Here is a 12,486-nt window from a genome sequence, read left to right as displayed (position 1 = left end):
ACGAGATCCGATGACCTTCAGGCAAACAGGGAGTGTGAGGTGCTGGCGACAAGTCTGGTTCTGGTGGCGGCGCTGCTACATGCGGCATGGAACACCCTGATCAAGTTCAGCGGTGAACGATTGTTGGTGGTGGCCTGCATGGACAGCGTGGCGTTGCTGTTCGTGGCGATCATGCTGTTTTTCCTGCAGTGGCCGCCGCCGCAGATCTGGCCCTGGATCATCGCCTCGGCGGCCTTCGAGCTCTTGTACCGCTATCTGCTGATCCAGGCGTATCGGGTAGGTGACCTGGGGCTGGTCTATCCGTTGATGCGCGGCTTGTCGCCCCTGGTGGTGCTGGCCCTGACCCTGATTTTTGCCGGTGAGGTCCTGAGCACCCAACAAATCTTCGGCATCCTGCTGATTCCCTTCGGCATGCTGTGTCTGCTCTGGCAAGGCGGGGGCGGCGCGCGCCTGCCCTGGAGCATGCTGCCGGTGGTGGCGCTGATCGGCCTGTGCATCGGTTGCTATACCTTTATCGACGGCCAGGCCCTGCGCCGCTGGTCGCACCCGCTGGACTACCTGACTTGGGTCACGCTGCTCAGCGCCTGGCCTTTTCCCCTGGTGGCCGTGGTGTGGAAACGGCCTGCGTTTGCGCAGTTCTGGCGTGAGCAGTGGCGCCTGGGGCTGAGCGTCGGCTTCTGTGTACTGTTGAGCTACGCTCTGGTGCTTTGGGCCATGCAGTTGGGCTCGATTGCAGAAGCGGCGGCGCTGCGTGAAATCAGTGTGATTCTGGTGGTGCTGTTCGGTGTGCGCTACCTGAAAGAACCTTTCGGCCGGCCACGGCTCTTAGCCTGTGGATTGGTGCTGATTGGCATGTTGGTGATGAAGTTCTGAACACTCCCTAAAACTCTAAAAAAGGATTTGCTCCATGACTGTCGCTTTCTGGTGTGTGTTGATCGCAATTGTTCTGCCGTACCTGTGTACCGCCATCGCCAAGGGCGCAGGTAAATACGGGCTTCGCTACAACCATGACCCACGGGCGTTCCTGAGTACCCTGGAGGGGCTGCCCAAGCGTGCCCACAACGCGCAGCTCAATGGCTTTGAGGTGACTCCGGCATTTGCTGCTGCGGTGATCATTGCCCATGTGGCGGGTAACGCCGAACTGGTGACCATCAACGTCCTGGCGGTGCTGTTTGTCACCAGCCGCCTGCTGTACATGATCTGCTACCTGGCGGACTGGGCGATCCTGCGGTCCCTGGTGTGGTTCGTGGGCATGGGCCTGATCGCCAGTTTCTTCTTCGTTTCAGTCTGAAACACCCTCTTGCCGGCGAAAGCGTCTTCATGGTCGCCTCCGCCGGCAAGCTGGCTGCTACTGGGGTCAAGGGGTATCGGGCACTTCCGGTACTTTGGGCAGCGCCGCGCCCTTGGGCCAGAGCATCCAGATCTGCCCCTGCTGCTTCATGTCGCCGGCCAGTTGCCCGGCCGCCTCGCCTGTGCCCCAGAACAAATCGGCACGGACTTCTCCGGTAATCGCGCCGCCCGTGTCCTGAGCGGCCACGGGACGTACCAGGCTGCTGCCGTCGGGACGGGTGGTAGACAGCCACAACAGGCTGCCCAGGGGAATGACCTTGCGATCCACTGCGACGCTGTAGCCGGAAGTCAGCGGCACGTTCAATGAGCCACGGGGGCCTTCGTTGCTGTCCGGATTGCGATTGAAGAACACGTAGCTCGGGTTGCTGCCCAGCAGTTCGGGAATCCGCGTCGGATGGGCCTTGGCCCAGGCGGCGATGGTGCCCATGGTCACGTCCTCTTTTTTCAGTTCTCCCTGCTCCACCAACCAGCGGCCGATGGGCCGGTACGGGTGGCCGTTCTGGTCGGCGTAGCCGATCCGCAGTTGGCGACCGTCATCCAGCTGGATCCTTCCCGACCCCTGGATCTGCAGGAATTGCAGGTCCATCGGATCGGTCAGCCAGGCCAGCACCGGAGCCTTCACCCCCTTGGCTTCGATGGTCGCGGCATCGTCATAGGGCTTGAGCACCCGACCTTCGAGACGGCCCCTCAGGCGCTTGCCCTTGAGTTCCGGATAGAGGCTGTCCAGAGCGACGATGATCATGTCGTCCGGCACGCCGTACACCGGTACATTGGCCGTTCGGGTCTGGGTCAGGCTGCCGGGATACACCGGTTCGTAATAGCCGGTGATCAAGCCGGTGCTGCTGCCGCTGCCCGAGCGCAGCCCATAGACTTCCAGGTGTTCCTTGAGAAAGTCGCGGATGGCGGCCGGAGTCTGTGGCACGTTGGCTGCTGCAGCGCAGGTGGCGCCCCACACCGGGTCGGCTTTCAGGCGGTTGCAGGCACTGCGCCAGGAGCCGAAGCCGGCCAGCAGGTCGTTATCGGCTACGCTGGGCAACGACTCCCAGGGCGCACTGTTGTAGGTGGCCAAGGCGTGGGTTGGCGCAGGCTTGCCGTTATCGCCGCCGTTGCAGCCGGCAAGCAGCGCCAGGGCTGGCAGGGTCCAGAGCAGGTGGCGACGCCAGCGGAGGAAGCTCGGGTTCATGCTGTATTTCCTTGAAGGGTCATCCACAGACTGGGTGGCAGTGGGCAACCCCTATTGTTAATAGGGCTATTGGTGTTTGCCGGGGAGGCGAGGATACTGGCCGCCGTTTCCGTGACCTGACCTGAAGCCACCATGACGCTAAAAAGACTTTCTGTTGTATTGCTGGCCTGCCTGACGCTTTCCGCCTGTGGCGGTGTCGACCCCAACTCTCCCCTGGGTCAGCGCAAGGCGATCTTCAAACAGATGCTCAAGACCGGCGAGGACCTGGGGGGCATGCTGCGTGGGCGGATTCCTTTCGACGGTGCACGTTTTGCCGAAGGTGCGGTCAAGCTCGACAGCCTGTCCCATGAACCCTGGAAGCACTTCCCCGAGGTCAAGGAAGAAGATCACACCAGCGCCACCGATGACGTCTGGCGCAAGCAGGCGCGATTCCAGGAGCTGGCACGCAACCTGGAGGCGGCCACCGGCGAACTGGTGACCATCAGCCAGGTCCAGCCTTACAAGGCCAGTAACCTGGGGCCGGCAGTGCAGAAGGTCGAGGATGTCTGCAGTGCTTGTCACAAAGAATTCCGCAATCACTGAGTGGCGGTTCTGACAAGGTGTTTTGCGCTGGCGAGGGAGCAGTCTCCCTCGCCACGACAAGCGCTGCTTACTTGTCCAGCTCGTCCAGGGCTTGCTGCAGTTCCTTGCGGGATTCGGCGAGTTTGTCCTTGCGCTTGTTGATCTTCTCCGAGTCGCCTTTCTTCATGGCTTTTTCCAGATCGGCCTGGCGCCGGCTGACTTCGTGCTTGGCTTCCAGCACCTTGTTTTCCCGATCCTTCTTCAGCGAGGCATCGGTGCAGTGGGCGTTGACTTCACTCAGGGCGCGCTCCAGGCCGGCTTGCTGATTGCTGTTGCCATGAGCCTTAGCTTGTTCAATCTGGGTCATGATCGCTTGGCGCTTGGCGGCACAACCGGTCAGTTGCGGAGCTTGTTCGGCGGCCAGCAGGGGCGCGCTCATCAGGCTGCACAGGGTCAAGGCAGCGAGGGATGGAAACAGTTTCATGGAAGGCTCCAGGTGGAAAAAAATCAAAAAATAACCAATTAAAATATTGACGCTGGCATCGGGAGTGGGGTGTTGGAGCCCAATCCCGCCTGGGTGGTTCAACCTGCGTCCCAGGATGATGGATTAAAAACCTTCGATACCCGCTTCACTCAAGGTGGCACGCAGGGCCAGTACCTGTGGATCACGAAAGAATGCCGTCAGTTGCGCAGCACGTTCCGCTCCTATTCCTGCCTCGTCCTGCCAGTCCTGGCTGCTTTTCAGCGCCAGGGTTTGCCATGGCCCGCTCAGGTCAGCTGAGCCGCTGGGTGGCAGCCCCAGGGATTTCAGCCAGCGAGGGAAGGGTTGCTGTCTTGCCCGGTGCAGGCTCTCGAGTAAACGAGAGCTGCTGCGCTTGCCGAAGCCGGCAATGTTAGCAAGCTCCGCCTGATCCAGGGTCAGCCAATCCAACAGGCCTTTGATACGCCCTGTTTCAATCAGCCTGCTCCAGGTTCGCTCGCCGATATTCTGCAGGTCCAGGCCCTGTTTGCTGCTGAGCCAGGTCAGTCGCGCGAGAAACTGACTCTCGCAACCGGGAGAGGGCTGCCAGCAGCTCAATCCATGAAAGTCCTCCTGGGCCGGAGCCTGGATGGCCTGGCGTTGCGGGCTCCTGAGTACCACGCTCTCCAGGCGCGGAATGGTCAGTCCGGCAAGGCTGATGGCCACCTGATCGCCGGGTACTATGTCCAGTGCCCGCCAGCGTTGTAGCGAGCCGACGCTGACGCGACGGATCTGTCGGTCGTCGAGGGTGACAGGCTCGATATCCAGCAAAGGGGTGATGCGTCCGGTGCGGCCGATGCGGAATCGAACCTGACGCACATGGGCCAGGGCCTGGGCGTAGGGATACTTCCACGCGGCGATCCAGTGCGGCGCTTTGGCCTGCCAGCGCTCGGCGGCCGGGCGCTGGCTCTGCCGCAGGATGATGCCGTCGCTGGCGAAGGGCAGGGGTGAGCGGTACCAGTGTTCTCGCCATTGTCGAGCTTCGCTGAACCCGGTGATGGGCCGGCTGTATTCACGGCCCTCGGGAAAACCCAGTTGCGCCAGTTGCTCCAGGCGTTCACTCAAGGTGGCGGGGCCTTGGGGCCAGTCCCAGACAAACAGGCCGATCTGCTGTGCTTCTGCCATCGACAGGTGTTTGCGTGCCAGCCATCCGGCGACCCGGCTGCGGGCATTGAGGCTGCCCGCGCGGGACTGGATGTGTTGCTCCAGTCGTTGATACAGCTCCCCTTGCAGCAGCAGGTCCACGGGCTGTGGCAATTGTTTGGGGATGGCCGGGATCTGATGGGCGCTGGCGCTCCAGTCATGGCCCAGCAGGCCGTCACCCCGACTTAACGCCTGGTGGAAGCGACCCTGGCGGTAGATCAGGGTCACGGCCACGCCGTCGATCTTGGGTTGCGCCCAAACACCTTCGCGACCTTTTAGCCAGAGCTGGACGGCATTGTCATCGGGGAGTTTTTCCACTCCGGTGTGAGCAATAGGGTGGGGGATGCTGCCCCGGGCGTCGAGCAACGGCCGGTCCGCAGTCACGGGAATCTGTGGAAAGCAGTGCCGCAGGTTGGCCAGGCGCTGACGGGACTGGTCGTACAGCTCGTCGGCTACAGGCGATTGGCCGTGCCGGTGGTAGCGGGTATCCCAGTTCTTGAGCTGTTGTTGCAGGGCGGTGATTTCCAGGTTGGCCTGGGACGTTGGCCAGTCGGGACATTGGGCCTGAGCGGTTGGAGCGGCGAGGGCCAGAAGCAGCAGGAAGAGTCTTGGCGGCATGGGGAGCATCCTTGCTCTGATGGGCATGCGCTAAAGGCTAGAGGGGATTGGCTGTGGGCTTGGACGAAGGTGTTTGCCGGGTGTTTCATCGGGCGCCAAAACTTGTCGTCAATGGCGCAGGGCCCTGTATCGACGGTTGTCGGCTGGCTTTGCAAGGAAACCTTCAGCCACAAAAAAGCCCCGCCAGGCGAGCCGGACGGGGCTTTGGATGTTGCCAGGTGAAGCTTACAGGCCGGCAGCAGCGCGCAAGGCGTCGGCGCGGTCGGTTTTTTCCCAAGTGAAGGTGGTGAAGGTGTCCTCACCCACGGTCTTGGTTTGTGGGGCACGGCCGAAGTGACCGTAGGCCGCGGTTTCCTGGTACATCGGGTGCAGCAGGTCAAGCATGGTGGTGATCGCGTAAGGACGCAGGTCGAAGTGCTCGCGTACCAGCTTGACGATCTTGTCGTCGCTGATCTTGCCGGTGCCGAAGGTGTTCAGCGAGATCGAAGTCGGTTGCGCCACGCCGATGGCGTAGGACACCTGGATCTCGCAACGCTCGGCCAGGCCGGCTGCAACGATGTTCTTGGCCACGTAGCGACCAGCATAAGCGGCGGAACGGTCAACCTTGGATGGGTCCTTGCCGGAGAACGCGCCACCGCCGTGACGGGCCATGCCGCCGTAGCTGTCGACGATGATCTTGCGGCCGGTCAGGCCGCAGTCGCCCACCGGGCCACCGATGATGAACTGGCCGGTCGGGTTGATGTGGAACTGGGTGTCCTTGTGCAGCAGCTCGGCTGGCAGCACGTGCTTGACGATCAGTTCCATCACGCCTTCACGCAGGTCGTTGTAGGACACTTCCGGGTTGTGCTGGGTCGACAGCACCACGGCGTCGATGCCGACCACGATGCCGTTTTCATAGCGGCAGGTGACCTGGGACTTGGCGTCCGGGCGCAGCCATGGCAGCAGACCCGATTTGCGAGCTTCAGCCTGGCGATGGACCAGTTGGTGGGAGAAGGCAATCGGCGCCGGCATCAGCGCTGCGGTTTCGTTGCTGGCGTAGCCGAACATCAGGCCCTGGTCGCCAGCGCCCTGATCTTCAGGCTTGGCGCGGTCAACGCCCTGGTTGATGTCGGGGGACTGCTTGCCAATGATGTTCATCACGCCGCAGGTGGCGCCGTCGAAGCCGACGTCCGAGCTGGTGTAGCCGATGTCGCAGATCACGTCACGGACGATCTGTTCCAGGTCGACCCAGGCGCTGGTGGTGACTTCGCCGGCGACGATGGCAACACCGGTCTTGACCAGGGTTTCCACCGCGACACGGGCATGCTTGTCCTGGGCAATGATGGCGTCCAGCACCGCATCGGAAATCTGGTCGGCGATTTTATCCGGATGCCCTTCAGACACGGACTCGGAGGTGAAAAGGGAGTATTCGCTCATCTCGACGGGTTCCTAAAATTTACCGATGGTGAGTGTCGCCAGCCGGTCGCTGAAAGTGGCGGACCTGGATCTGGAAACCATTACGTAAGCCTACATAGAGACTTTCCCCGGGAGTCAGTCCCGCAGCGCTGGCCCAGCGGGCCAAATCATCTTGTTCGAACCCTAGCCAGAGATCGCCGCAAGCCTCTTTGGCCCAACTCTGGTTGTGGCTGCACAAGTCTGTTACCAACAGGCTGCCGCCTGGTTGCAGCAATCGGGCCATCTGCTTGAGGGCTTCGGCCGGTGCGGCGAAATGGTGCAGGACCATATTCAGCACTACGCAATCGGCCGTCAGTGGCACGCCATCCAATGCATCGGCCAATTGCAGGCTGACGTTAGCCAATGTTTCGCGCTCACACAGCTGGCGCGCCAGTTCAAGCATTGCCGGACTGTTGTCCAGAGCGGTGACCTGGGCAAAGCGTCGGGCCAGCTCAGGGAGAAATCCACCGTCACCGGGACCCACTTCAATGGCCGTGGCCATTGGCTTGAAACTCAGCTGGTCCAGCAGCGCGAGAACACTGTCGCGGTACTGCGGCAGTCCTGCGATCAGGTCCTGCTGGGCGCGGAACTTCTCCGCCACCCGGGAAAAAAAGTCCTGGCTGGCTGCGGCCCGTTGCCGGTGCACCAGGCCGATCCGGCCCTGGACATCCGCCGGTAGCCGCACCTGGTCCACTTCGTCCAGCAGTGCTGCGTGAAGCTTGCCCCCCAGGAGCTCGGTATGGGGCAGGGCGCGGCGATAGAAAATCGCATTGCCTTCACGGCGGGTCGCCACCAGGTTGGCCTGGGCCAGGACCTTCAAATGGTGACTCATGCCGGACTGGCCGATGGCGAAGATCTGAGCCAGTTCCAGTACACCGAACGAGTCGTTGCTCAGCGCGCGCAATACATTGAGCCGCAGAGGATCGCCGCCGGCCTTGCACAGGGCGGCCAGTTCGTCGCAATCGTCATGCTCAATGGAGGGTGCGTGCAGGTTCATAGGGGCGCAGTCTAGAGGTGCCTGCAAAGCCCTGCAACACCAATATCAAAACTTTTTGATATTGGTGTTGCAGGGGCCTTTGCCAGAGCCGTTCGTTGCCTTGTCAACGAACGGCGAGCGGGTTTCTCCAGTGGATTGAGTACTTATCCTTGGGAAAAACATGCCTGAGTGACTATCTGTCATTGCCCCCGCCAGACGCCTGAGGGAAAATGCAGGCCTTTTTTCCGTTTCGTTTTATTCAATCCTCAGGAGATCAGCGATGCCCAGCCGTCGTGAGCGTGCCAACGCCATTCGTGCCCTCAGCATGGATGCCGTGCAAAAAGCCAACAGCGGCCATCCAGGTGCCCCCATGGGTATGGCGGATATCGCCGAAGTACTTTGGCGTGACTACCTCAAGCACAACCCGAGCAATCCATCCTTCGCCGACCGTGACCGCTTCGTGCTGTCCAACGGTCACGGCTCGATGCTGATCTACTCGCTGCTGCACCTGACCGGCTACGACCTGTCGATCGATGACCTGAAGAACTTCCGCCAACTGCACAGCCGCACTCCGGGCCACCCGGAATTCGGCTATACCCCGGGTGTGGAAACCACCACTGGCCCACTGGGTCAGGGCCTGGCCAATGCCGTGGGCTTCGCCCTGGCGGAAAAAGTCCTGGCGGCGCAGTTCAACCGTCCAGGCCACGACATCGTTGATCACCACACCTACGTATTCCTGGGTGATGGCTGCATGATGGAAGGCATTTCCCACGAAGTGGCCTCCCTGGCCGGCACCCTGGGCCTGGGCAAGCTGATCGCCTTCTACGATGACAACGGCATCTCCATCGACGGTGAAGTCGAAGGCTGGTTCACCGACGACACGCCCAAGCGTTTCGAAGCCTACAACTGGCAAGTGATCCGCAACGTCGACGGCCACGATCCGGAAGAGATCAAGACCGCCATCGACACCGCGCGCAAGAGCCCGCTGCCAACCCTGATCTGCTGCAAGACCACCATCGGTTTCGGTTCGCCGAACAAGCAGGGCAAGGAAGACTGCCACGGCGCGCCACTGGGTGCCGAGGAAATCGCCCTGACCCGCGCCGCGCTGAAATGGAACCATGGCCCGTTCGAAATCCCGGCCGACATCTACGCCGAGTGGGACGCCAAGGAAGCCGGTCGCGCCGTGGAAGCCGAGTGGGATCAGCGTTTCGCCGCCTACTCCGCTGCGTTCCCTGCCGAAGCCAATGAACTGGTACGTCGCCTTGCGGGCGATCTGCCCGCGGACTTTGCCGAGAAGGCCAACGCCTATATCGCTGAAGTCGCGGCCAAGGGCGAAACCATCGCCAGCCGTAAAGCCAGTCAGAACACCCTGAACGCCTTCGGCCCACTGCTGCCTGAATTCCTCGGCGGCTCGGCTGACCTGGCCGGCTCCAACCTGACCCTGTGGAAAGGCTGCAAGGGCGTCAGCGCTGAAGATGCCAGCGGCAACTACATGTACTACGGCGTGCGCGAGTTCGGCATGACCGCCATCATGAACGGCGTTGCCTTGCACGGTGGCCTGGTGCCTTACGGCGCGACCTTCCTGATGTTCATGGAATACGCACGCAACGCCGTGCGCATGTCGGCGCTGATGAAACAGCGGGTGATCCATGTCTACACCCACGACTCCATCGGTCTGGGCGAAGACGGCCCGACTCACCAGCCGATCGAGCAACTGACCAGCCTGCGCAGCACCCCGAACCTCGACACCTGGCGTCCAGCTGATGCCGTGGAGTCGGCGGTGTCCTGGAAGTACGCCCTGGAGCGCAAGGACGGCCCATCGGCGCTGATCTTCTCCCGCCAGAACCTGCAGCACCAAACCCGTGATGCCGGGCAGATCGCCGACATCAGCCGCGGTGGCTACGTGTTGAAAGACTGCGCAGGCGAGCCTGAGCTGATCCTGATTGCCACCGGTTCGGAAGTGGGCCTGGCGGTCCAGGCTTTCGACAAGCTGACTGAGCAGGGCCGCAAGGTGCGCGTGGTTTCCATGCCGTGCACCAGCGTGTTCGACGCTCAGGACGCGGGCTACAAGCAATCGGTTCTGCCGTTGCAGGTCAGCGCGCGGATCGCCATCGAAGCTGCTCACGCCGACTTCTGGTACAAGTACGTGGGTCTGGAAGGCCGGGTGATCGGCATGACCACCTACGGCGAGTCGGCGCCTGCGCCGGCCTTGTTCGAAGAGTTCGGTTTCACCCTGGACAACATCCTGGGCCAGGCCGAAGAGCTGCTGGAAGACTAAAAAAGCACGCGGTGGCCCAGCCACCGCGATCCCTTTGTAGGCGCTGGCTTGCCAGCGATTCGCGGCCTGCCTGACACGCCGCTGATCGCTGGCAAGCCAGCTCCTGCGATGGGGTGCGTATAACAAGTTCGTCTGCCTGTGCCTGATCGAGAACCCCATGCCTCAATCGCGTCCCTATAAAGTTGCACTCAACGGCTACGGCCGGGTTGGTCGTTGTGTCTTGCGTGCTCTGTTCGAGCGGGGGGCTGCGGCTGGATTCGAGATCGTCGCCATCAACGATCTGGCCGACATGGCCAGTGTTGAATACCTGACACGCTTCGACTCGACCCACGGCCGGTTTCCCGGCGAGGTGAAGGTCGATGGCGACTGTCTGCATATCAATGGCAACTGCGTGAAAGTGCTGCGCAGTGCCACCCCTGAAGGCATCGATTGGGCGTCCCTGGACGTCGATCTGGTGCTGGAATGCTCCGGTGCCTACCACACCCGGGCAGACGGCCAGCGTTTCCTCGACGCCGGCGCGCCACGGGTGCTGTTCTCCCAGCCGATGGCCAGCGAGGCGGATGTCGATGCCACCGTCGTTTACGGGGTCAACCAGGAGTGTCTGACCGGCGCCGAGCTGCTGGTCTCCAACGCCTCCTGCACCACCAACTGTGGTGTGCCGCTGTTGCGCCTGCTGGATCAGGCCATCGGCCTGGAATATGTGTCGATCACCACCATTCACTCGGCGATGAACGACCAGCCGGTGATCGACGCCTATCACCACGAGGATCTGCGTCGGACCCGTTCGGCGTTCCAGTCGGTGATCCCGGTGTCCACTGGTCTGGCGCGTGGTATCGAGCGCTTGTTGCCGGAACTTGCCGGGCGAATTCAGGCCAAAGCTGTGCGAGTGCCGACGGTCAATGTGTCCTGCCTGGATATCACCATGCAGACCGTGAGCGATACCGACGCCACCGAGGTCAACCGGATCCTGCGCGAGGCCGCCACCAGCGGTCCGCTCAAGGGCTTGCTGGCCTATACCGAGTTGCCTCACGCCAGCTGTGATTTCAATCATGATCCCCATTCGGCGATCGTCGATGCCAGTCAGACCCGCGTTTCCGGCCCTCGGCTGGTGAACATCCTGGCCTGGTTCGACAACGAATGGGGCTTTGCCAACCGGATGCTGGATGTTGCTGGGCACTACCTGCAAACAGCCACTCCACGCTCTGACTCTAAACTCTCTGTTTCTGAACAACAGTAACCCAGGAATTGCGACCCATGACCGTGTTGAAGATGACCGACCTCGATCTGCAAGGTAAGCGCGTACTGATCCGCGAAGACCTCAACGTCCCAGTCAAGGACGGTGTTGTCACCAGCGATGCGCGGATCCTGGCTTCGCTGCCGACCATCAAGCTGGCCCTGGAAAAAGGCGCGGCGGTGATGGTCTGCTCGCATCTGGGCCGCCCGACCGAAGGCGAGTTCTCTGCCGAGAACAGCCTCAAGCCGGTAGCCGATTACCTGAGCCGCGCCCTGGGCCGTGAAGTGCCACTGGTGGCCGACTACCTGGGTGGTGTCGAGGTCAAGGCCGGCGACATCGTGCTGTTCGAAAACGTGCGCTTCAACAAGGGCGAGAAAAAGAACGCCGACGAACTGGCCCAGCAATACGCTGCCCTGTGCGACGTGTTCGTGATGGATGCTTTTGGCACCGCGCACCGCGCCGAGGGTTCGACCCATGGCGTGGCCAAGTTCGCCAAAGTAGCCGCTGCAGGTCCTCTGCTGGCTGCTGAGCTGGAGGCCCTGGGCAAGGCCCTGGGCAACCCGGCCAAGCCGATGGCGGCCATCGTTGCCGGTTCCAAGGTGTCCACCAAGCTGGATGTGCTCAACAGCCTGAGCCAGATCTGCGACCAGTTGATCGTCGGTGGCGGCATCGCCAACACCTTCCTGGCCGCTGCCGGGCATCCGGTGGGCAAGTCGCTGTACGAGCCGGACCTCTTGGACACCGCCCGTGCCATCGCCGCCAAGGTCAGCGTACCGCTGCCGGTGGACGTGGTCGTGGCCAAGGAGTTCGCCGAAAGTGCCGAAGCTACCGTCAAGCTGATCGCTGATGTTGCCGCTGACGACATGATCCTCGACATCGGTCCACAGACTGCCGCGCAGTTCGCCGAGCTGCTGAAATCCTCCAAGACCATCCTCTGGAACGGTCCTGTAGGCGTGTTCGAATTCGACCAGTTCGGCAACGGCACCCAAGTGCTGGCCCAGGCCATCGCCGACAGCGCCGCGTTCTCCATTGCTGGCGGTGGCGACACCCTGGCGGCCATCGACAAGTATGGCGTGGCCCAGCAGATCTCCTACATTTCTACCGGTGGCGGCGCTTTCCTCGAGTTCGTCGAGGGCAAGGTACTGCCGGCGGTTGAAGTCCTGGAAGCCCGGGCCAAGGCCTGAGATTC

General features: G+C 61.9%; 11 protein-coding genes. 6 read left to right on the top strand and 5 right to left on the bottom strand.

The features are described from left to right. Nucleotides 1–39: 39 nt before the first annotated feature. Together DWF74_RS13565 and DWF74_RS13560 are read left to right on the top strand one after the other, a co-directional pair. A complete protein-coding gene (locus DWF74_RS13565; RefSeq protein ID WP_115581126.1) occupies nucleotides 40–873 on the top strand; it encodes an EamA family transporter in 834 nt (277 codons plus the stop codon). Nucleotides 874–907: 34 nt separating this feature from the next. Further along, the gene (locus tag DWF74_RS13560) at nucleotides 908–1,291 is read left to right on the top strand and encodes an MAPEG family protein (RefSeq protein WP_102862043.1); all 384 of its coding nucleotides are present in this window, start codon (nucleotides 908–910) and stop codon (nucleotides 1,289–1,291) included. A 66-nt stretch (nucleotides 1,292–1,357) separates the two neighbouring features. Here DWF74_RS13560 and mltA read toward each other — a convergent pair whose 3' ends face one another. After that, the gene (gene mltA / locus DWF74_RS13555; RefSeq protein ID WP_110652415.1) at nucleotides 1,358–2,533 is read right to left on the bottom strand and encodes a murein transglycosylase A; all 1,176 of its coding nucleotides are present in this window, start codon (nucleotides 2,531–2,533) and stop codon (nucleotides 1,358–1,360) included. Between the two features lie 132 nt (nucleotides 2,534–2,665). On the opposite strand from mltA, the gene DWF74_RS13550 reads away from it, so the two are divergent. Further along, nucleotides 2,666–3,115 carry a c-type cytochrome gene (locus tag DWF74_RS13550; RefSeq protein ID WP_025131121.1) on the top strand — a complete coding sequence of 150 codons (450 nt, stop codon included), beginning with the start codon at nucleotides 2,666–2,668 and terminating at the stop codon, nucleotides 3,113–3,115. Nucleotides 3,116–3,182: 67 nt separating this feature from the next. Here the strand turns inward: DWF74_RS13550 and DWF74_RS13545 are convergent, their stop codons facing one another. The 4 genes from DWF74_RS13545 to DWF74_RS13530 form a co-directional block, all read right to left on the bottom strand. Then, nucleotides 3,183–3,578, bottom strand: coding sequence for a DUF1090 domain-containing protein (locus DWF74_RS13545; protein ID WP_102862041.1), 396 nt, complete (start codon nucleotides 3,576–3,578; stop codon nucleotides 3,183–3,185). A 123-nt stretch (nucleotides 3,579–3,701) separates the two neighbouring features. Then, complete coding sequence (gene ligB / locus DWF74_RS13540; protein WP_430757466.1) at nucleotides 3,702–5,384, bottom strand: NAD-dependent DNA ligase LigB; 1,683 nt, start codon at nucleotides 5,382–5,384, stop codon at nucleotides 3,702–3,704. 216 nt (nucleotides 5,385–5,600) lie between these two features. Next, nucleotides 5,601–6,791 carry a methionine adenosyltransferase gene (metK, locus tag DWF74_RS13535; protein WP_110594377.1) on the bottom strand — a complete coding sequence of 397 codons (1,191 nt, stop codon included), beginning with the start codon at nucleotides 6,789–6,791 and terminating at the stop codon, nucleotides 5,601–5,603. Nucleotides 6,792–6,810: 19 nt separating this feature from the next. Beyond that, complete coding sequence (locus DWF74_RS13530; protein ID WP_110594379.1) at nucleotides 6,811–7,806, bottom strand: ArsR/SmtB family transcription factor; 996 nt, start codon at nucleotides 7,804–7,806, stop codon at nucleotides 6,811–6,813. Between the two features lie 259 nt (nucleotides 7,807–8,065). Between DWF74_RS13530 and tkt the strand changes: the two genes are divergently transcribed. The 3 genes from tkt to DWF74_RS13515 all read left to right on the top strand — a co-directional run bounded on the left by tkt (nucleotide 8,066) and on the right by DWF74_RS13515 (nucleotide 12,481). Further along, nucleotides 8,066–10,063 (top strand): transketolase, encoded by a 1,998-nt coding sequence (gene tkt / locus DWF74_RS13525; RefSeq protein ID WP_102862037.1) that lies wholly within the window; start codon nucleotides 8,066–8,068, stop codon nucleotides 10,061–10,063. A gap of 157 nt (nucleotides 10,064–10,220) precedes the next feature. Further along, the gene (gene epd, locus DWF74_RS13520) at nucleotides 10,221–11,300 is read left to right on the top strand and encodes an erythrose-4-phosphate dehydrogenase (protein ID WP_115581124.1); all 1,080 of its coding nucleotides are present in this window, start codon (nucleotides 10,221–10,223) and stop codon (nucleotides 11,298–11,300) included. 17 nt (nucleotides 11,301–11,317) lie between these two features. Next, nucleotides 11,318–12,481, top strand: coding sequence for a phosphoglycerate kinase (locus tag DWF74_RS13515; protein WP_102862035.1), 1,164 nt, complete (start codon nucleotides 11,318–11,320; stop codon nucleotides 12,479–12,481). The last annotated feature ends 5 nt before the right edge of the window (nucleotides 12,482–12,486 follow it).

The organism is Pseudomonas protegens (genome assembly GCF_003363755.1).
GTDB lineage: Bacteria > Pseudomonadota > Gammaproteobacteria > Pseudomonadales > Pseudomonadaceae > Aquipseudomonas > Aquipseudomonas danubii.
Note: the sequence above shows the minus strand (reverse complement) of the source record. Positions and strands in the feature narration are given on the sequence as shown.

What these genes read in the sequence shown, in the direction of transcription:
- DWF74_RS13560 (WP_102862043.1), top strand. Translation starts at nt 908, where the DNA reads ATGACTGTCGCTTTCTGGTGTGTGTTGATCGCAATTGTTCTGCCGTAC.
- mltA (WP_110652415.1), bottom strand. Translation starts at nt 2,533, where the DNA reads ATGAACCCGAGCTTCCTCCGCTGGCGTCGCCACCTGCTCTGGACCCTG.
- DWF74_RS13515 (WP_102862035.1), top strand. Translation starts at nt 11,318, where the DNA reads ATGACCGTGTTGAAGATGACCGACCTCGATCTGCAAGGTAAGCGCGTA.
- tkt (WP_102862037.1), top strand. Translation starts at nt 8,066, where the DNA reads ATGCCCAGCCGTCGTGAGCGTGCCAACGCCATTCGTGCCCTCAGCATG.
- DWF74_RS13550 (WP_025131121.1), top strand. Translation starts at nt 2,666, where the DNA reads ATGACGCTAAAAAGACTTTCTGTTGTATTGCTGGCCTGCCTGACGCTT.
- DWF74_RS13530 (WP_110594379.1), bottom strand. Translation starts at nt 7,806, where the DNA reads ATGAACCTGCACGCACCCTCCATTGAGCATGACGATTGCGACGAACTG.
- epd (WP_115581124.1), top strand. Translation starts at nt 10,221, where the DNA reads ATGCCTCAATCGCGTCCCTATAAAGTTGCACTCAACGGCTACGGCCGG.
- metK (WP_110594377.1), bottom strand. Translation starts at nt 6,791, where the DNA reads ATGAGCGAATACTCCCTTTTCACCTCCGAGTCCGTGTCTGAAGGGCAT.
- DWF74_RS13545 (WP_102862041.1), bottom strand. Translation starts at nt 3,578, where the DNA reads ATGAAACTGTTTCCATCCCTCGCTGCCTTGACCCTGTGCAGCCTGATG.
- ligB (WP_430757466.1), bottom strand. Translation starts at nt 5,384, where the DNA reads ATGCTCCCCATGCCGCCAAGACTCTTCCTGCTGCTTCTGGCCCTCGCC.